The organism is Deltaproteobacteria bacterium, from assembly GCA_016180855.1.
GTDB lineage: Bacteria > UBA10199 > UBA10199 > JACPAL01 > JACPAL01 > JACPAL01.
The window spans coordinates 1-19,173 of the sequence record JACPAL010000003.1 but is presented as its reverse complement, the minus strand read 5'-3'; the positions used below and the strand labels follow the sequence as shown (position 1 = coordinate 19,173).

At 51.6% G+C, this 19,173-nt stretch carries 19 protein-coding genes; 7 read left to right on the top strand and 12 right to left on the bottom strand.

Annotated elements, in window-relative coordinates:
* The first annotated feature begins 8 nt into the window (after nucleotides 1–8).
* Nucleotides 9–2,267, top strand: a complete 2,259-nt coding sequence (ptsP, locus tag HYT77_01635; GenBank protein ID MBI2066701.1) for a phosphoenolpyruvate--protein phosphotransferase — start codon at nucleotides 9–11, stop codon at nucleotides 2,265–2,267.
* Nucleotides 2,264–2,911 (top strand): hypothetical protein, encoded by a 648-nt coding sequence (locus HYT77_01630; GenBank protein ID MBI2066700.1) that lies wholly within the window; start codon nucleotides 2,264–2,266, stop codon nucleotides 2,909–2,911. Before ptsP ends, HYT77_01630 begins: the two co-directional genes overlap by 4 nt.
* 4 nt (nucleotides 2,912–2,915) lie before the next feature.
* On the opposite strand, the gene HYT77_01625 is transcribed toward HYT77_01630, so the two are convergent.
* Together HYT77_01625 and HYT77_01620 are read right to left on the bottom strand one after the other, a co-directional pair.
* Nucleotides 2,916–5,198, bottom strand: coding sequence for an aconitate hydratase (locus HYT77_01625; protein MBI2066699.1), 2,283 nt, complete (start codon nucleotides 5,196–5,198; stop codon nucleotides 2,916–2,918).
* A gap of 77 nt (nucleotides 5,199–5,275) precedes the next feature.
* The gene (locus tag HYT77_01620) at nucleotides 5,276–5,794 is read right to left on the bottom strand and encodes a hypothetical protein (GenBank protein ID MBI2066698.1); all 519 of its coding nucleotides are present in this window, start codon (nucleotides 5,792–5,794) and stop codon (nucleotides 5,276–5,278) included.
* Between the two features lie 183 nt (nucleotides 5,795–5,977).
* Between HYT77_01620 and HYT77_01615 the strand changes: the two genes are divergently transcribed.
* From HYT77_01615 to HYT77_01605, 3 genes are all read left to right on the top strand, one after another.
* Entirely contained in the window at nucleotides 5,978–6,703 is a 726-nt protein-coding gene (locus tag HYT77_01615; GenBank protein ID MBI2066697.1) for an ABC transporter ATP-binding protein, read from the top strand.
* Nucleotides 6,700–8,184, top strand: coding sequence for an ABC transporter permease subunit (locus HYT77_01610; protein MBI2066696.1), 1,485 nt, complete (start codon nucleotides 6,700–6,702; stop codon nucleotides 8,182–8,184). The genes HYT77_01615 and HYT77_01610 overlap by 4 nt, the downstream gene beginning before the upstream one ends.
* 169 nt (nucleotides 8,185–8,353) lie before the next feature.
* Complete coding sequence (locus HYT77_01605; protein ID MBI2066695.1) at nucleotides 8,354–9,415, top strand: ABC transporter substrate-binding protein; 1,062 nt, start codon at nucleotides 8,354–8,356, stop codon at nucleotides 9,413–9,415.
* On the opposite strand, the gene HYT77_01600 is transcribed toward HYT77_01605, so the two are convergent.
* The 10 genes from HYT77_01600 to HYT77_01555 all read right to left on the bottom strand — a co-directional run bounded on the left by HYT77_01600 (nucleotide 9,412) and on the right by HYT77_01555 (nucleotide 17,948).
* Entirely contained in the window at nucleotides 9,412–10,722 is a 1,311-nt protein-coding gene (locus tag HYT77_01600) for a serine/threonine protein kinase (protein ID MBI2066694.1), read from the bottom strand. The genes HYT77_01605 and HYT77_01600 overlap by 4 nt on opposite strands.
* A 148-nt stretch (nucleotides 10,723–10,870) precedes the next feature.
* Nucleotides 10,871–12,151: a sigma 54-interacting transcriptional regulator gene (locus tag HYT77_01595; protein MBI2066693.1), complete on the bottom strand. Its 1,281-nt coding sequence runs from the start codon at nucleotides 12,149–12,151 to the stop codon at nucleotides 10,871–10,873.
* A gap of 14 nt (nucleotides 12,152–12,165) precedes the next feature.
* The gene (locus HYT77_01590; protein ID MBI2066692.1) at nucleotides 12,166–12,954 is read right to left on the bottom strand and encodes a hypothetical protein; all 789 of its coding nucleotides are present in this window, start codon (nucleotides 12,952–12,954) and stop codon (nucleotides 12,166–12,168) included.
* Between the two features lie 10 nt (nucleotides 12,955–12,964).
* Nucleotides 12,965–13,963 carry a hypothetical protein gene (locus HYT77_01585; protein ID MBI2066691.1) on the bottom strand — a complete coding sequence of 333 codons (999 nt, stop codon included), beginning with the start codon at nucleotides 13,961–13,963 and terminating at the stop codon, nucleotides 12,965–12,967.
* Nucleotides 13,944–14,327 (bottom strand): hypothetical protein, encoded by a 384-nt coding sequence (locus tag HYT77_01580; GenBank protein ID MBI2066690.1) that lies wholly within the window; start codon nucleotides 14,325–14,327, stop codon nucleotides 13,944–13,946. Before HYT77_01580 ends, HYT77_01585 begins: the two co-directional genes overlap by 20 nt.
* Nucleotides 14,324–14,632: a hypothetical protein gene (locus HYT77_01575; GenBank protein ID MBI2066689.1), complete on the bottom strand. Its 309-nt coding sequence runs from the start codon at nucleotides 14,630–14,632 to the stop codon at nucleotides 14,324–14,326. The genes HYT77_01580 and HYT77_01575 overlap by 4 nt, the downstream gene beginning before the upstream one ends.
* Nucleotides 14,633–14,649: 17 nt before the next feature.
* Nucleotides 14,650–15,075 carry a hypothetical protein gene (locus HYT77_01570; GenBank protein ID MBI2066688.1) on the bottom strand — a complete coding sequence of 142 codons (426 nt, stop codon included), beginning with the start codon at nucleotides 15,073–15,075 and terminating at the stop codon, nucleotides 14,650–14,652.
* A 347-nt stretch (nucleotides 15,076–15,422) separates the two neighbouring features.
* A complete protein-coding gene (locus tag HYT77_01565; GenBank protein MBI2066687.1) occupies nucleotides 15,423–16,187 on the bottom strand; it encodes an alpha/beta hydrolase in 765 nt (254 codons plus the stop codon).
* A 5-nt stretch (nucleotides 16,188–16,192) separates the two neighbouring features.
* On the bottom strand, nucleotides 16,193–17,344 hold the full coding sequence (locus HYT77_01560) for an acyl-CoA dehydrogenase family protein (protein ID MBI2066686.1): 1,152 nt from the start codon (nucleotides 17,342–17,344) through the stop codon (nucleotides 16,193–16,195).
* A gap of 1 nt (nucleotide 17,345) precedes the next feature.
* Nucleotides 17,346–17,948, bottom strand: a complete 603-nt coding sequence (locus HYT77_01555; protein ID MBI2066685.1) for an isoprenylcysteine carboxylmethyltransferase family protein — start codon at nucleotides 17,946–17,948, stop codon at nucleotides 17,346–17,348.
* 24 nt (nucleotides 17,949–17,972) lie between these two features.
* Here HYT77_01555 and HYT77_01550 point away from each other — a divergent pair, with 24 nt between their 5' ends.
* The gene (locus HYT77_01550; protein ID MBI2066684.1) at nucleotides 17,973–18,884 is read left to right on the top strand and encodes a PD-(D/E)XK nuclease family protein; all 912 of its coding nucleotides are present in this window, start codon (nucleotides 17,973–17,975) and stop codon (nucleotides 18,882–18,884) included.
* Nucleotides 18,875–19,096, top strand: a complete 222-nt coding sequence (locus HYT77_01545) for a hypothetical protein (GenBank protein MBI2066683.1) — start codon at nucleotides 18,875–18,877, stop codon at nucleotides 19,094–19,096. Before HYT77_01550 ends, HYT77_01545 begins: the two co-directional genes overlap by 10 nt.
* Nucleotides 19,097–19,173 lie beyond the last annotated feature (77 nt).

Here is a 19,173-nt window from a genome sequence, read left to right as displayed (position 1 = left end):
GGGCAGGCGTGGCTAAACACCTTGAAACAATCGCTAATGTCACCCGGATTCTTCAAAAGTCCCGGCCAGAGGAGAACCCGCTCTCTCATATTGTAACCTTGGTTCGCCATGAAATGGCGGTCGACGTCTGTTCCCTCTATCTTTTACAGGGGAGGACACTCCTTTTGGTTGCCACCGATGGACTTGAACCGTCCTCGGTTGGTCATGTTCGAATGACAATAGAGGAGGGCTTAACGGGTCTCGCTGTAGAAAAACGCCAGCCGGTTGTTGTTAAAGATGCAGCCCGTCACCCCCGCTTCAAGTATTTTCCGGAAACCGGGGAAGAGAAATTCCACTCTTTTGCTGCCTTTCCCCTTATGGAGAGGGAGGATATCGTCGGAGTTTTAACCCTCCAGACAGTAGGGCCAAAGGAATTTACATCGGCCGAGATGGAAACTCTCAAGGTGATCTCGTTTCAGCTGGCCGGCGTTGTTTACAAATTGGTGGCACTGGAAACGGTTCAGTCTCAGGTACGCAGGGAAGGGCATCAGATGAGACTAAAGGGGATTCCTGTCGCCCCCGGGTTCGGGATAGGGACCGCCTTTTTTCTTACCCCCGGAGTCGATCCTGTCATCCTGGTACCTGGGAAGGGGGGGAAAAAAACCCACGCCCAGTCATGGAAGAGAGTTCGTGAGGCGATAGCCAAGACATCAACTGATCTTTTACGCCTGGAAAAAAAGCTTCTTAAAAAGTTTTCGAAGCAGGAATCAGATATTTTCTACAGCCACCGGATGATTCTCTCCGACCGCAGCTTTCAGAAGAAGCTCAAGATGATGATCGACAGGGGAAAAGGGCCTATTCAGGCAGTCCGCGATGTTATTGGAGAATATCTGAGGGAGTTTGAGAAGATAGAAGACCCTCATTTCAAGGAGCGGGCTGGTGATTTGGAGGATATCCGGCAACGGCTCATGGAGCACCTGATTGGCGGAAAATGGAGAGTGAAGGAATCCTGGGAGGGGGTCTTGATCGCCGAAACCCTTGTTCCTTCCGATACCGCACGGCTCGATCCGTCTAAGGTTCAAGGGATTATTACCGAGCGTGGAGGCGTCACTTCGCACGCCGCCATCCTGGCGCGATCGTTGGGGATACCGGCTGTCATGGGGGTCAGTGGTGTCCGAAACCGGGTAAGTCCCGGGGCAGCTATCATTGTTGATGGGGATTCCGGCAATATTATCGTTAACCCGAGCCGGGAGGTGATCCGAGAGTATGAACGGATCCAGGACCAGTTTGTGGACCGACTGGTTCATCTTCAATCGATCGTTCATCTTGCGGCGGAGACACTCGACCATAAGAAGATTCTCCTGGAGGCGAATGTTGGGATGCTCGAAAGCCTTCACTCCTTAAGGGAGTATGGCGCCGAAGGGATCGGTCTCTACCGGACGGAATATCCATTCATGATCCGGAAACGTCTTCCCAATGAAGAGGAGCAGTTTGATCTCTACAAGACAATTGTTGAAGAGGCGAATGGCCTGCCAGTGACCTTTCGAACCCTCGATGCTGGAGGAGACAAGCCGATCGCCTCCCTCAACTTCGAGGCGCCGGAGGCCAACCCTTTTCTGGGATACCGATCGATCCGTCTCTGTCTCGCCCAACCGGAGATCCTGGAGGTCCAGTTTCGGGCAATGCTCCGGGCATCAGCCTTGGGGCCGATCCGTATCCTGATTCCGATGATCTCGGGAGTGGATGAGATCCGGCGTGTTCGAGAGATTCTAAAAAAGGTGCAGGATGAGCTAACCAATGAAAGTACCCGATTTGATCCGAAGATTCCTGTCGGGATGATGATTGAGGTCCCCTCGGCGGTCCAGATGGCCCATTATTTAATCCGGTATGTCGATTTTTTCAGTGTCGGGACCAATGACCTGACCCAATATACCCTCGCCGTTGATCGAAACAACGAAAGGGTTGCCACCTTCTTCGATTCTCTTCATCCGGCCGTTCTAAAGTCGATCGCCCATGTGGCCGCTGTAGCCGTGGAGGCCAAGAAACCGGTTGGGATTTGCGGTGAGATGGCGGGAGACCCCCTTGTGGCCCCCCTTCTGGTAGGCTTAGGGATTACAGGGCTCTCGATGATCCCGGTCAGCATTCTACAGGTCAAAAATATCATTCGTCAGGTTCGGTTATCCGAGGTAAGGAAAATGGCCGTGGAGGTTCTGAAACTGGCGACCGCGAGTGAAGTTCGGGAAAAACTGGCCCCTTATCAACATCTTTTAACACAACTAGCCTCATGAAGCTGACACGCCTCGAATTTGAACAGAGAATAGAAAATGGAGCGCTTCCTCTCCTTTTAATCGGTATGTCCAACGTCGGTAAAAGTTTTCGGGCAAGACAACTCCGTGATGAAAAGGGATTCGGGATGGTCTCGATTGATGAGGAGATTGAGAAAAAACTGGGACTTGCTGGGCTAGAGGCACTCGCCTCCTGGATGGGCTTTCCACATCAGGGCGGTTATGCGCCCAAGGAAAAAGTCTATCTTCAAACGGAACAGGCGATGATGCAGAATCTTAAACTCCCTCAAGGGAAGAATTTCGTTGTCGATTCTACCGGAAGCCTCATTTATTTGGGGAACAAGATTTTGGAAACGCTTAAGGGCAATTATTTGATCGTTCACCTGGAGGTGGTCGAATCAATGATTCCACTCATGACGGATAAGTTTTTTACCCGTCCAAAGTCGGTTGTTTGGGGGGGGATGTTTGAGCGGGGGCCCAAAGAGGCGGTGGAGGTCGCCTACCGTCGTTGTTATCCGGAGTGGCTCCAGTTCCGTCTTGGCAAATATAAACAGCTAGCCGATATTTCAGTTTCAGGGGAACTTTCTATCGATCCCAAGGTAACGATCGACCGTTTTCTGGAGGAGATCCTGGAGAAGTTGGGCTGAGGGCTTAATCTTTTTGCGATCGCAGCGCATTTAAGGCCGAACCAGCCCTAAACCATTCGATTTGATTCTTCGTAAAACTGTGGAGTACCGGCAGTTCTTCCACAGCACCATTTTCATGTCGGAGAGAGAGTTTTAACGACTTGCCGGGCTGTAAATCTTTTAAACCCTTGATGCCTATCCGGTCGGTTGCCTGAACCTTGTCATAGTCTTTGGGATTCGCAAAGGTGAGTGGCAGGATCCCCTGTTTCTTGAGGTTGGTCTCGTGGATTCGCGCAAAACTCCGGGTAATAACGGCTGCACAACCCAGGTAGCGAGGGGACATCGCGGCATGTTCCCGGCTCGAGCCTTCACCGTAATTTTCGTCTCCGACCATTACCCAGCGGACCCCATGATCTTTGTAGTACCGGGCGATCTTCGGGATCTCCTGTTCTCCTTCACCTGTCAGGAGGTTGAGGCCTCTTCCGGCCTCCGTTCCGAACGCATTCACCACACCCAAAAAGGCGTTATCACTAATCCGGTCGAGATGTCCGCGATATTTAAGCCAGGGGCCGGCCGGTGAGATATGATCCGTTGTGCACTTTCCCTTTGCCTTTGCAAGGACAGGCAGATTTTCAAAATCATCTCCATCCCATGGCCCAAACGGTTTAAGAAGTTCCAATCGGTCGCTCTTTGGATCAACCACCACAGGGAGCCCAGCCCCGCTCTTTGCAGGGGCCAGATACCCCTCTTTGGAAAAAATGAACCCCTTTGGGGGAAGGGCAGCCCCCTTTTTGGGGGGACGAAGCTTCACCTTTTGTCCATTTTTTGTCGTTGTCGAGTCATGGAGTGGGTCGAATGTAAGCCTTCCATCCAGACTGATGGCGACGACGAGCTCCGGACTTCCAATGAACGCCATCGTGGTTGAATTGCCGTCATTCCTTTTTGGGAAGTTTCGATTGTAAGAAGTCAGGATGGCGTTCGGCCCTCCTTTATTAATATCATCCCTCTGCCACTGACCGATACAGGGGCCACAGGCGTTTGCGAGGACGGTCCCGCCAATCTCTTCCAGGATCTGAAGTTGACCATCCCGTTCCAACGTTGCCCTGACCTGTTCAGAACCGGGGGTAATCACGAGTGGTACGGCAACTTTCAGGCCCAATTCCTTTGCCTGCCGGGCGACGTCGGCCGCCCGATCAATGTCCTCGTAGGAGGAGTTGGTACAACTTCCAATAAGGGCGTAGGTGAGTCGCTCCGGGTATCTGTTTTTAGAGACATCCTCCTTCAATCGGGAGATCGGACGGGCAAGATCGGGCGAGTGGGGACCGACAACATGTGGCTCCAACAAGGAGAGATCGATTTCGATGACCCGTTCAAAAAATTTCTCCGGGCTTTTCTCTACCTCCGGATCGGCGCCAAGGAGTGATTGAGAGGCATCAGAGAGCTTGGCAATCTTCTCACGGCCGGTTGCCTTCAAATATTCTCGTGTCGACAGGTCATAGGGGAAGATTGAGGTGGTTGCCCCCAGCTCGGCCCCCATATTGGTGATCGTTGCCTTCCCGGTGGCGGAGAGGGAGCGGACACCAGGTCCAAAGTACTCCACTATCCGGTTGGTCCCCCCCTTGGTCGTGAGAATCTCGCAAACCTTCAGGATCACATCCTTCGGGGCGGTCCAGCCATTCAGCTCACCGGTCAGACGGACCCCGATCAATTTCGGTTGAAGCACCTCCCACGGCATCCCGACCATCACATCAACCGCATCGGCCCCACCAACACCGACCGCAATCATCCCAAGTCCCCCGGCGTTCGGGGTATGGGAGTCGGTCCCGATGATCAAACCACCCGGGAAGGCATACTGTTCCAGGACGACTTGATGAATAATCCCGGCCCCCGGCCCCCAAAAACCGATCCCATATTTTTGGGAACAGGTTTTGAGGAACTCGTAGACCTCCTGATTCTCGCGGAGCGCCACCTTCATGTCCTCTTTTGCCCCTTTGCGGGCACGAATGAGATGATCACAATGAACCGTGGTGGGGACGGCAGTCGACGGCATCCCGGCCGTCATAAATTGCAGAAGGGCCATCTGGGCGGTCGCATCCTGCATCGCAACCCGGTCGACATGGAGATTTAAGAGTGCCTGCCCCGGGGTCAACTCCTGCCCTTCAGGATCCCAGAGATGACCGAGCAGGATTTTTTCAGCGAGTGTGAGGGGACGCGAAAGCCGTTTTCGGATGATTTTGAGATTCGCTTCGAGTTGCTGATAGATCTTTGTAACCAACTCGGGCGTCGTTTCGACCTGATTGGTTTCCATGGGGAAACCTTATCTAAAACCGCCTTGCCAAGTCTAGATCCTTTTCGTGGCGCTTGATGAACGCCAGACAGGTTTTGTTAGCAGGATGATGGAGGACGACCCTGGTAAAGGAATTCGGTCAGGTGGGCAGCTACCCATCCCGAAACTGCCCCGACCGCCCCGGCCGCAATTCCGAGACTTCCTGCCACATCCCTGTAATTGGTTGTAAAACTAGCGATAACTGACAGGCATACTGCAAAAAGCCCTCCCACCAATGCGGCGTTTACAGGGCTCAGCTCTTCGCTGAGGACATTTCTCTTTTGCGCATAACTAGAGGAGCTAGCACCGGCCCCGGCCAAACTGGCGAATGCCCCAAAAAATCTTAATGCGGTACGATCCTCCAGAGGCAGGAGCTTGCGAGAACCAAAATAAAACAGGGCAGTTAACGGTAGGCCAACGACTAAAGTTGCCTTTCCGGCCGCAAAATAAATATCCTTGAGAAAATCGTCATAGGTACACTCCCGGACTACTATCTCATCGTGAATTATTTCGGGGGCATTGGGCGAAGTGGTGCTATTTGGAACGGGCTGATCGATCCGACCTGTTGCTCCTGACATGATGTCCTCCTTTGGCTTTTGCCTACTTACTGTAATAGTCGATGAGGGATTGTCGACCTGGACAACTTAAAGTTGCCCTCTTTTGCGGCTTTGGACAGATAAAAACGTACTCTGGGGGAGTACGGAGAGAATTGAGGTGTTTTCCGTTGTACAGTCAGGTTATGGGTGTTTAGGTTTCATTGTATGATCGAAGTACGTCATCTCAAAAAATCGTATTCGGGTCATGGTGTCGTTGTTGAGGACCTCTCGCTTCAGATACAGGAAGGAGAATGTCTCGTCCTCGTTGGCACCAGCGGCTGTGGAAAATCGACGCTTCTCAAGATGGTGAATGGCCTGATTCGGCCGGACGAAGGGACGGTCCTTATTCGGAAAGAGCCACTTCCGTACGATAACCTGATCCCTGTTCGTCGTCAGATCGGTTACGTGATCCAGCAGGGGGGACTTTTTCCGCACCTCACGGTCTTTCAGAACATCTCGTTGCTGGCGCGTCTGGAAAAATGGTCTGAGGGCAAAATTCAAGAGAGGGTCCGCCAACTTTTAGAGTTGGTCGGTTTGGCCTCGGGACGATACGAATCAAAATTTCCCTCGGAGCTTTCCGGAGGAGAGCAGCAGAGGGTTGGAGTGGCGCGTGCCCTGATGCTCAATCCTCCGATCGTTCTGATGGACGAACCGTTCGGAGCGCTCGATCCGATCACGCGTCGTGGGATCCAGAACGATTTCTTGAAGCTCCAGGGCCGTCTCACCGGCCGCAAGACGATCGTCTTCGTGACCCACGACATGGAAGAGGCGGTCCTCATGGCGAACCGGATTGTTGTGATGGATCGGGGACAGATCGTTCAGATCGGTACGGCAGGCGAGATTCAAAAAAATCCAAAAACAGATTTTGTCGCCGATTTCTTTTCAAAATGAGAAAAATTGTCTTCATTCTTCTGTTTTTTCTTTTTGCCACCATTGCCGAGGGGAGGGACTCGGTGCGAGTCGGTTCCAAGAAATTCACCGAAGGGTATCTGGTGTCCGAACTATTGGCCCAATTGATCGAAGAAAAAGGGAACTTGCCGGTGGAGCGCCGTTTTGGTCTGGGGGGGACGATGATCTGTTTTGAGGCGCTCCGGCGGGGTGAAATCGACATTTATCCCGAATACACCGGAACGGCCGTTGAGGTGATCCTCAAGGGGCAGGGGAGTTCCGATTGGGAAAGCCTGCAGAAGATTTTCAAGAGCAGTTTCGGGCTCGTTTGGTTAAAGCCGCTTGGGTTCAACAACAGTTACGCGTTGGCGCTCACGGAGCAGTTGGCGGAGAAGAAGGGGATCCGGACCCTCTCAGATTTAGTCGGACATCCGGCCCTTCGTTACGGGCTCAGTCATGAGTTTTTAAATCGTCGCGATGGTTGGCTCGGTCTCGTGGAGGCGTATCATTTGTCTCCTCAACGTGTGACCGGTCTCGAACATGGACTGGCCTACGAGGCGGTTGGTACCGGTGAGACAGATATCATCGATGCCTACACGACCGATGCCAAGATTGATCTTTTTCATTTGAAACTCCTCGAAGATGATCGGTCCTTTTTTCCAAAGTATCTTGCAGCAACGATTGTTCGCGATGAACTCCTGGTCCGTCATCCCTCTCTGAAACCGCTCTTGAATCAATTGGCCGGTCGTTTGACCGAAGAAAAGATGAGACGGCTGAATGCGGCGGTTGAACTGGAGAAAAAATCGGTTGTTGAGGTCGCCCGACAATTTTTGGTCGAAGAAAAGCTCTTGGAAGGGAAGGCTTCCTTGACAGGTCCGACCCTCCTTGATCGGGTTCTAACCCATCTCTTCCTGACCTTTGCCTCGACGGGGCTTGTTGCGTTACTGGCAGTCCCGCTGGGGATTCTCATCAGTCGCCGCAAGAGACTCGCCCATCTCGTCATTTCTATCGCAGGGATCGGACAGACAATCCCCAGCATCGCCCTCCTTGTCTTTATGATTCCCGTCTTTGGCATCGGGATTTTGCCGGCCTTGGCCGCCCTGATCCTTTACGCCACCCTCCCAATCCTCCGAAACACCTGTACCGGTCTTCAGGAGATTTCCCCGGTATTGCTTGAGGCGGCGGATGGGCTCGGATTGACCCGGTTTCAGCGGCTCCTCCATGTTGAGTTGCCGCTCGCACGAAGGTTTATTTTGGCCGGGATCCGGATCAGTGCCGTAACTAATATTGGAACAGCAACGCTCGCCGCCTTTATTGGGGCGGGGGGATTGGGGGTCCCGATTGTGACCGGACTTGCTATGAATGATACCAAGCTGGTTTTGTCGGGCGCGATTCCGGCTGCCCTTTTGGCGATCATAACGGAGATCCTTTTTGAGGGGATTGAAAGATGGTTGACCCCGCGGGGACTCTCTTTTCCTCCTTGATCTTTCACCTCAACTTTGCAAAATGTCAGCCGCTTTCCTCGTATTAAGGCACCCCGAGGAGCCGCGACGCAGGCGTACTTGAGGGTACGTCGAGGAGCCGGCGACGAGGGGAACGCAGCAGATGGCATTTTTCAACAGTCCCATTACTGCAATAGAAAGGCAGGTTTCCATGAAGATCACCATAGCCCACAGCCCCGATGCCGACGATGCCTTTATGTTTTACCCCCTCTTTTCAGGAAAGATCGCGACAGGGGGAATTGAGCTTGAAGAGGTTCGGGAGGATATAGAGACGCTGAATCGACGGGCCCTGGAAGGGGCCTATGAGGTTACGGCCCTCTCCTTTAATGCCTATCCTTCTGTTTTGCGCCGGTATCTGCTTCTTCCGACCGGTGCCTGTTTTGGAGAGAAGTTTGGTCCGGTCCTTGTTTCAAACAAGAAACTCAAGCCGCGTCAGGTCTTGCGACTTCGGACGGGTATCCCCGGCAAAAATACTACGGCCTCTCTCCTCCTTAAGCTGTGGGAAAGATCGACGACGGCCGAGGGGAGATCCGGGATGTCCCACACGGAGGTCCCTTTTGACCAGATTATTGGCCGTCTGACAGAAGGCAAACTCGATTTAGGACTCCTGATTCATGAAGGGCAGCTGACCTATGAAGAGAAAGGATTATTTAAAGTAGTTGACCTCGGTGAATGGTGGCACAAGGAGACAAAACTGCCTGTTCCTCTGGGTGCCGTTGTCGTACGGCGAGATATTGATTTTGAAGTCCAAAAACAGATTTGTAGGATGATTCGGGAGAGTGTCCAGTGGTCCCTCGATCATCGTGAGGAGGCGGTTCAGGCGGCACTTCCGTACGCCCGTGGGCTGGACAAGGAAAAGGCGGAAAAGTTTATTGGGATGTACGTTAACCAAGCGACACTCCAGATTGACCGGCAAGGACGGAAGGCGATCAAGACCCTGTTTGAACGGGGGTATGAAAGTGGCCTTATGATTGAAGAGATTGATCTCAAGGAGGCCCTTTTTGATCCGGAGGTCCCGCCCGCCGGGCCGTCCCTTCCATCGGTCTCTCCAGAAGCGGGCCGTTCCAAAAGACCTCTCTCCCTGATCAAGCCGGATCTTCCACAGGTCGACAGCTCCTCAACCTCCAAGACAGCTCCGGAAGCTGAAGAGGCTTTTTATGATACGGACGGTGATGGGGGTGAGGGAGAGGACGACGAAAAGTTTGAGTCTTAACGGCAGGTGAGCGGTTCTGGCCTCTCCCCAAAGTTGGCCGTGCAACGGATGAATCCACCCCCTTTGAGACTTATTTCTACCGTTTCCTTTATCTTTTTTGGCTCATAAAAAACGGTCACCCGATGGTTTCCCACCGGTAGGGAGAGATGATTCAAGGGGCTTTCCTTTTTTAAATTGTCATCGACGGAGATTTGTCCCCACGGGAGGAGAAGAACACTTAAATGGCCTGTATCAGATAGGCCTGAGGAGACCGTTGAAGGAGAGGATGGCAAGGTCGTCTCATCGAGGGAAGGGAAGGTTTTCATGAAATGGCTGGAGAGCAGCCAGAAGGCCAACAAGGCAACACCCCCCAGGAAAAAGGGGCGGAATTTTTTCGCTGTTTGAACAAAATTGAAGGGGGTGGCCAGCGGGACCGTCTGGTCTTTCTTGAAGTCAATGTCGATCCTCTTCCCGGAAAGACTTTTTTCCAAAAAGAGGGCGAACTCCTTCCTTCCTGTTGGCCTGCCGATATTTCGTGACAGCTCCTCCAGTTCTTTGAGAAAATGTAATGCGCTGGGGAAGCGGTCCTCCGGCCTTCTCTGGAGCGCCTTAAGAAGGATGGACTTCAGTCCGCGTGGCCATTGGTTTTCAGTGTCACGAAAATCAATTTCACATCGACGTATCCGGTCTAATGACTGAAGATCCGATCCCCCGCCGAATAGCCGTCGGCCCGTTACCATCTCGTAAAAAATAATTCCTAGAGAGAACAGGTCGGTTGCCTGTCCCACGCTCTCGAGATTTGCCTGTTCGGGGGACATGTAGGAAAATTTTCCTTTGTGAACCCCCGAGGCTGTTTCAGTGCGGGTCAGGGTTGCCTTGGCAATACCAAAATCGGTCAGTTTTACATTCCCATCCCAGGAGAGCAGGATATTTTGAGGAGAGATATCACGATGAATGATTCTTAAGCTCTCGTTGGCACTATTTTTCTTGGAATGGGCGTATGCCAATCCCTCCAGAACCTGTTCCATGATGAAGAGAGAGATCCCGAGGGGAAGGACCTTCCCTTCCGCCGTGGTATGTTCCCAGAGTTTTTTGAGATCGACTCCTGGCACATATTCCATGGCGATGTAGCAATTCTCACCCTCTCTCCCTAACTCGAATACCTGAACGATATTGGAATGCGTGAGCAGGACCGCCAGCTTGGCCTCGTCGACCAACATTGAAATGAAATCTTTATGCGAGGACCATTCGGGAAGGATCTTTTTTATAACGACCTCTTTTTCGAATCCCTCGGCGCCGCACAATTTGGCACGGTAAATTTCCGCCATTCCTCCTTGGGCAATTTTGTTGCAGATCTCATATTTCCCCACGAAAGTACGCTCCGGTTGCGGCTTCGCGGGCGCCTTGCATCTGGACCTTTCTCACCATCCTTTGGTGAAAAGGGGTTTGTCAACAAACTGCTAGGGAGAAAGGGCGCTATTCCTTCAGTCCGTATTCCTTGATCTTCTTGAAAATGGTGGAGGTGGCGATCCCGAGTTTTCGGGCTGCCTTGGCCTTGTTCCATTCAGTCTCCTTGAGCTTCTGAAGAATCATCTCTCTCTCCATCTCTTCCATTGTACGAGCAGGGACCTCTTGAGGACTCTCCCCCGACTCCATAGAATGCGGGAGAAAAACAAGATGGTGGGGATTGATCGTTTCTCCCTCGGAAAGCATGACACTCCTCAGAATAACATTTTTGAGCTCTCTGACATTTCCCGGCCAACGGTGGGAAAGCAGTTTTTGTCTGGCCTCTTCCGTCAGCAAAGGCGGTCTTTCAGGTGACATCTCTTGGAGAAAACGTTCGGAGATTGAAAGAATATCCCCATTCCTGTTTCTTAGAGGAGGGACTTCAATCGGCATCACAAAGAGACGGTAGTAGAGATCTTCTCTAAATCTTTTCTTCTGCACTTCTTCTATAAGGTGGCGATGGGTTGCCGCGACGATCCGGCATTTGACCGGTATCTCTTCGCCACCCCCCACCCGCCGGATCTTTTGTGTTTCAAGGACCCGCAGAAGTTTGGATTGGACATCCAGTGAAAGTTCTCCCACTTCATCCAGAAACAGAGTGCCTCGTCCCGCTTGCTCAAATGCCCCACGGCGAAGATCCGTGGCACCGGTAAATGCCCCCCTTTCGTGGCCAAACAACTCACTCTCCACGAGTTGCGGCGAAATGGCTGCGCAATTCATGGCCCAGAACATGTACGGAGAGTGCTTCGAGAGCTGGTGCAAGGCATTGGCAACGAGTTCCTTTCCTGTTCCGGTCTCTCCCAGGATCAGGGCAGGAGTATCGTTCGCCGCCACTTTTCTGATGAGACCAAAAAGCCTTCTCATCGGCTCCGATTGACCCACCATGTTGGCCAATCCCGTCTCTCCCTTGGCAACGTGCTGACGATCCAGGGAAGTGACGGTGATCGTTTCTTGCTTTTCTGACGAAAGATTCTCCAGAAACTGAAGCCGCCAATCGCCTATTCGGATAATGTCCTTGTGGAGCAGTTTCGCCTTTTTCACATTCTTTTCATTGACCGATGTTCCGTTCTTGCTCCTGTCTTTCAGGTAATAATAGCCCCCTTCATAGGAGATTTCTGCGTGGATTCGGGAGACCTGTGTCCCTTCCAGCGTGATGGCACAGTCCGCTTGACGGCCGATCGTTGTTATTCCCTGAGAGAGCGGAAAACGGATTGCCTGACGACCATCTTTTAAGAAGAGAAGCTGGGCCATAAAGCTCGTGGAGTCTAAAAGGAGGAATCACTTCTGTCAATCGACCCTGCCGTTTCATGAGGGGCGAAAAGGGCTGCTTTTTTCAAATGAATTCTTCCTTCCTCTTTTTTTCTCTTGAGCAGCAATTGTCCCAGGGACCGGTGGGCCTCGGCGAAGGTCGGTGAAAGGCGGACGGTCATTTTATATTCTTGCAGTGCCTTTTCCTCCTCATGATTGGTCAGCAGGACCGTTGCCAGGAGGTAGTGACCCCTCGCCGAGTCGGGATGTTTTTCAATCCATTTTTCAAGCAGTATTCTTTTTTGGCTTTCATCGGGGATCGATTCAACTTTTTCAAAAGAAGTCTCTATTTCCGCCGCCTCAGTTTCTTGATCGAGCCAACGCATCGCCTTGGCAGCGGCAAATGCAGCCGGGTGATCCGGATTCAAGGAGAGAAATTGATCCAGGTGGGCAAGCCCTTTTTCCCGGTCTCTCAATTTAAAAGCATAGATCATTCCGAGATTGAAGTGGGCCTTTTCAAAATCGGGATCTTTTTTAAGCGAGTGTTGATAGTCCAAAATGGCCAGATGAAATTCTTCAAACCTCTGGTAGGCCGATGCCCTCAAGAAAAGTGCCTCGAGGTTGTCAGGATCGATCTCCAGGAGCATCGATAATTCATCGATCGCCTGACGTGATTGTCCTATCTGAATCTGCCGCTTTGCCTCTTGAATCTCTTCCTGAAAAACACCCCGCCAGAGGGAGTGGCGCGAGCTTGCACAGCCGGTTATTAAAACAGCGACAAGAAGAATGGCAGGCCAACGTTTCATGAGGGAACCTCTAATCCAAGATCTGGTAACCTTCGGGATGAAGATCACCCGAATCATATTGGCTGTCTCCCTCCAGACGCACCAGATCTCCTATTTTAGGTCGAAAAGATCCGACGATCCGCGCCTTCGTAAATTTGGGCAATGCCTGGATAGCGACGATTTTCCCCATCTCCTTCTCCAAGAGTCCTAGCACTTCATTGGTCTCAGGATCGGTCAAAACCTTTTGGACCGTGCTGACACGAAACCGGTCTCCTTCTCTGATTTTTTGTTCGCTGCCGGCATCAAAATAGACCCGATTCTCCTCAACCTCAATGACACGGGCCATCCAGGAAAAATCGGCAGTCCTTTTTTCGATGACCTCTAGAATGAAGAGCAGTGCGTTTTCAATCGCCCTGCGGGTTGCCTTTCCGAGGGGGGTTTTATGGAACAGGTCGCCACCAAACTCGATGAATTTGTAATTGATCTTTGCCCCGAATGCCTTTTCCCAGGCACGTCCTTGGGCCCGGTGGGAATGGAGGATCTCTCCGGTTCGCGTGTCAATCACCCGTAGATCGATCCCAACATGGGCCGCCACCATGTCACTGCTGATTTTTGGGCCGAACCCCTTCATGATCGACAAGCCACCCCCCCCTCCCATCTGTTTCTCTTCAAACTCGGTCACCTCGCCAACAATGAGATAGTCAACACCGAGAAGGTGTCCGGCAGGAATTTGGGTAAAAGGGGAAGAGAGGTTGGCCTGACCGAGTTCCTGTTCCATGAGGACGCGTGACAAGATGGCACGCTCAACGACAACAACGCGCCTTGAATCAATCAAGGAGGTCACCAGTTGGGCGGCCAATCCCCCGCCGATATTCCAACCCCCATAGACCGAGGCGAAGCGGTCGGTTGTTCCAAACTGGGCGACAGCCACGCGCGCCTTGGGCCCCTGTTTGGGGAAATTGGAGGCCGGGAGGGATAGCGGGAGAAACAAAAAGAGAACGGCAAAGAATCTAGAAACATCGGCGATCATTTTGGGTCACCATCTGGACATTGACACTGTTATTAATCGTCCCGGCATTACTCTCGACGTTAATCTCCCCGTGTCCCGCCTCCACGTTGATTGTTCCGTCACCCCATTTCTTGCTGGAACCCAAGTCCCGGATCCTTTGCCGTGCCATCTCAATCGGTTGACAGAGATTCCCCTGCATCATCTGGATCGGTTGTTGGATAACCCGAACGACATTTTCATGATCCTCCTGCTTAACCCTTGCCTCATGAAGGTTGTTTAAGAGAACGGGATCTTTTGGATTGGGATCAAGGGCGATTGCTGTTGCCGCGAGCAACATTTTGATGACGATGACACCGAGAACGGGCCGGCCTGATTTTTTCTTCATTGCGAACCTCCCAAATTAACAATCGACGTGATGGAGGCGTCGATCATACTGTTTTGCGAGTCCCTCATGCCGTTGATCTCGATTCTTTCGTGTCCCACCCGGATATTCATGTCCCCCAGGATGGCTGTGCTGTTGTTGCCAAAATTATGGCTACGAAGACGATTATCATTGCTCTGCCATCCGATGGAGCCGACCGATCCAATCGCTGATGGCCCTTTTCTTCCTGCGGATCCTCTTTCACACTCCTGTAAACAGAAGGCGAAAAGAGATGGGGAAAGGAGGAGGGACAAGATGGTGAGAAACACTGTTTTGATTGAACGGTTCATTTTACAATAGTATGACCGAGTCCGAAATTTCCGGAGATGGAGTTGTCGATAAGGTTATTAGATCCCTGAAGACCGACAACACCGACCCCTTTGTGTCCAACCTGACTTTGATAGGCACCGTTGATCATGACCGAGTTGTCACCGAGGTTATGGGACTGGTGACGCTGATGGTCCTGACGGTTATCACTCATGTTACGGCTATCGCTCCAGGAGCGATTGTCATTCCGATGGGTCGTGCTTTGATTATTGGAATGATTCGTGTTGTACGAGTCTTGATAGGCGTTCCCACCGACCCTTTGGCGGTTGGCGTTGTCAATCTGTCGATTGTCTCCAATCCTGCTGTTGATCGTCCAGGCGTGGATTGTCGTTGTTGCTGCCATGATCAGGGCCACAGCAGCGAAACCCGTTAGTTTGTGATTCATATTTGAATCTCCTTTCTGTATCGTCGGCCTATTCAACATTTGTGCCAAAGATCGGGTTATCGGGATTTTTCTAAAAACCCGTTGATAAAATATTGGTTTTTGTCTTGGGGACCATCGGGTCGTTTTTACTGTAGGAGTGCGACCGTCTACTTTTTGGTTGGTATCGACCGAATTTCAGTCGGCTCCAGTGTCGTGCCCCATAAATTCCTTTACGCGGCGTCGCCCTTCGTCGGGCATCCTCGACGTACTTCCAAGTACGCCTCCGGTGCCCTTCTCAGGGCTCCTGGCTTAAAGAGAATTTCTGTGACACTTAGTCAAAATATCCACGGGATAAGGCATTTGGCTATTTAAACGCCGATCTCATTTAGAAACTCCTCGATTTGTCGGAGGTATTCCCCTTTTCCCACCGCGGTGCAGTCATTGTGGTGCCCCCCCTTGATCTCGTAAAAACGTTTGGGATGCGGGGCTGACTCGTAAAGTTGTCTCCCCATACCAAACGGGACCGTCTCATCCTCTGTTCCGTGGACCACAAGCAAGGGGGTGCGGATTTTTCGAATCGTGTCGATGGAACGGTAAACGTCGGGGACGAGCGAGGAAGGGACAAAGGGGTAGTGTCTCTTTCCTATGTCATGAAGGGAGGTGAAGGTACTTTGCAGAATAAGACCTCCGATATTTTCCCGCGCTGCGAGGTCAGTGGCTAATGCCCCTCCGAGGGATTCACCCCACAGGATGATTTGCTCCGGCGGAATTTTTGTGGTCTCTTTTCCTGAAACAAGCCAACGATAGGCGGCGTCGGTATCTCTTTGGAGCCCCTCAATCGTCGGAGAACCTTCACTGCCACCATAACCTCGGTAATCAAAAATAAAAATATTCCATCCGATCCGATACAGGAACTTGATCTTCTCAAGCCGGTCCCCGATGTTTCCCGCATTTCCATGACAAAAAAGGAGAGTGCGTCGTGGTATCTTTCCGGGAAAGAACCATCCATGGAGCAACAGTCCTTCCTCATTGCGAAAACGGACCTCTTCGTACGGGATTTCAGATTGGGAAGGGAGAACGGCAATCGGCTTCACGGGGAAAAAGAGCAGTTTTGTCACCAGGAAGGTGATCATCAGTTTTAGCAACCCAATTCCCGGGATATGACGATCCGCTGTACTTCTGAGGTTCCTTCACCGATCTCGAGAAGTCTCTGGTCCCGGTAAAACTTGGCGACGGGGTATTCTTCCATGAGGCCGTAACCGCCATGGATCTGGACGGCGGCATCGGCAACACGTCCCATCATCTCCGAGGCATACAGTTTGGCCATGGCTGCCTCTTTTTTGAAGGGCCGGCCTTGATCCTTGAGCCAACAGGCCTTGTAAAGAAGGGTTCGCGCCAGTTCAATTTCGGTTGCCATATCGGCCAGCTTGAAGGCGATTGACTGATGCTTTGACAAGGTCTCTCCAAAGGTCTTTCGTTCCTTCGCGTAGCGCAAGGCGGCCTCAAATGCCCCCTGGGCTCCACCGACGCCGAGGGCAGCGATGGCGAGACGTCCTCCATCGAGGGTTGCCAACATCTGTTTGAACCCTTCTCCCTTTTTGCCCAGAAGATTCCCCTCGGGCACCTTTACATTGTCAAAGTAGAGCTCGCCGGTATTGGTCGATCGCCAGGTCATCTTGTGATGCATCTCTTGGGTGGTGAAACCGTTCGTTCCCGTTTCCACGATAATGCAGGAGAGCTCCTTCTTCCCATCTTTCTGAATGCCGGTCACACACTGAACGGTTGCACCGGCGGTAACCCGGGAGGCCCCATTGGTGATAAAAATCTTGGAGCCGTTGATGATCCACTGTCCGCTTTTCAACTCACCACGGGTGGAAGAATTGGCAGCGTCGCTGCCCGCGTTTGGTTCTGTCAGGCCGAATCCCCACAGTTTTCTTCCCGCACAGAGATCCGGCAGATATTTTTTCTTCTGCGCCTCACTCCCAAAATTGTAGATAGGTCCAATGCCCAGTCCATTTTCGGCGGCAACTGTTGCCGCCTGACAGCCGTCGACCCTTGCCAGTTCCTCAACCGCAATGATGTAGGACAAGGCATCCAGCCCCTGACCGCCGTAATCGGGGGAAACGGTCATCCCAAAGAGCCCAAGCCCCCCCATTTTGGAGACGAGCTCATAAGAGAATTCCTCCTTCTCATCCAGTTTTTGGGCAATCGGCTTGATCTCTCTCTCGGAAAAATCACGGACCGTTTTTCGAAGGAGCTCCTGTTCGGATGTCAAATCATACGAAGGCATATTAAATGAATGGGATCAGTCTGGGAACCTGTCTCTGGTATTCCCGATAACTTTCACCGAATCTTTGGGTGAGTTCTTTCTCTTCAAAGGTGGTGACCCAGGGGATTGTCAGTATGTTCGCAACCAGGATGCTGACCATCATCCAGGAGGAGGTCACGAGGGCGATCCCCAAGAGGAGGAACCACTCCATGAAATAAAACGGATGTCGGACGAGGCGATAAGGGCCGGTTGCCACGAGTGTTGCCTTGACCTTCTCCGGCGTCACTTCGGGACGGGTTGAGAATGTTTTAAGACCCAGTGTTCGGATTGTCCAGAGATGAAAGAGGAGGGCCGAGACGACCAGGAGCAGGCCCGTCTCAAAACTCCCGTGAAAAGGGGCAAACTTCCACGCGACGAATTTTGGGGCAAAGATCAGCAGCAACAGACCGAAGAGGACCCAGTAAACCAGAAAGAAGAGATACGATTTCCCTCCTTTGTCTTTCCAGAAGCCGATCCCGCTGTGCAAAAAGAGGCGAAGGGGAACGAGCGGGAGCCAGATCAATGTGGCGAGGAGGATCAGAAAATCCATTAACAGGTCGATATCAAACCGGGGTTGCCTAGACAACTTAAAGTTTGTATGACTTTTTAGATGGGAATCCTGCAAAACCAATTTTCCTGGTCCAAGTCGCGGGATGAGAAATTCCGGGAATGTCCGAGGCAGTATTACTATCATCATTATGGCTCCTGGGGAGGGTGGGATGCCTCTGCGAACCCAAAAAGTCGTGAGCTCTACATTCTTAAAAACCTCAAAAGCCGCCATATGTGGTTGGGCGAGGTGGTTCACCACACGATTGAGAATACCTTGAAGCATTATCAACAAACAAAAGAGCTGCCCGCGGAGAATTTTCTGACTCAATTAACACAGAGGATGCGCCGTGAATTTAAGGAATCTCGCGACAAAAAATATCGTGAGAGGCCGGGAAAGTTATTGGGGCTCTATGAACATGAGTATGAAAAAAACATCCCGGATGAAAAGTGGGTTGCTGTTCATGAGACGGCCAAGCGGTGCTTTACGACTTTTACCAACATCATCTTCCCCGAGCGGGTCAAACCGGTCCCATTAGAGAATTGGAAACTCATTGAAACAATGCAGAACTTCCATTTTGAGGGGACACTGGTTTACGTGAAAATAGACTTTGCCTACATGAATGAAGAAGGGCTGAAAATTGTCGACTGGAAAACCGGAAGCTCGGAAGACGTTGATAATGAGATCCAACTGGATTGTTATGGTCTCTTCTCCCGCGACTTTTTCAAGATACCGACGGAAAAGATTGAGACGATTGAAAGCAATGTCAATACCGGTAAACAGACCGCCCGGAGGATGATTGAGGCGAAGATGGACTTTGCCAAGCACTACATCCGGAATTCGATTAACGGGATGAAAAAGCTTTTAAGAAATCCGGAGAAAAATATCGCCCAAGAAGAAGACTTTCCGTTTACCGAAAACGAACAGACCTGCCATTGGTGCTTTTTTAAAAAGGCCTGTCCAAAGTGGAGTTAGTACACGCCTTTCAGCTTACCGAAGAATCTGAGAGCACTCTTATTCTAGGCGGGAATGGTGATCTCACCGTCACCCCCCCAACACCCATCGGGTTCATTTCCACCCATTTTCTTTTCTTCCCCCTCAATTTTCTGATTGATTTTATGGGGATAAGAATAGAGGGTATTGGCATCGGTATTGCTCTGTTTGGTGGGGGAGAACTACAAAAATAGGGGGGTGGGGTTATGAAGAAATATTTTTCCTGTCTTTTTCTGTTGATCCTGGGACTGATCGGCTGCGGGACGACATC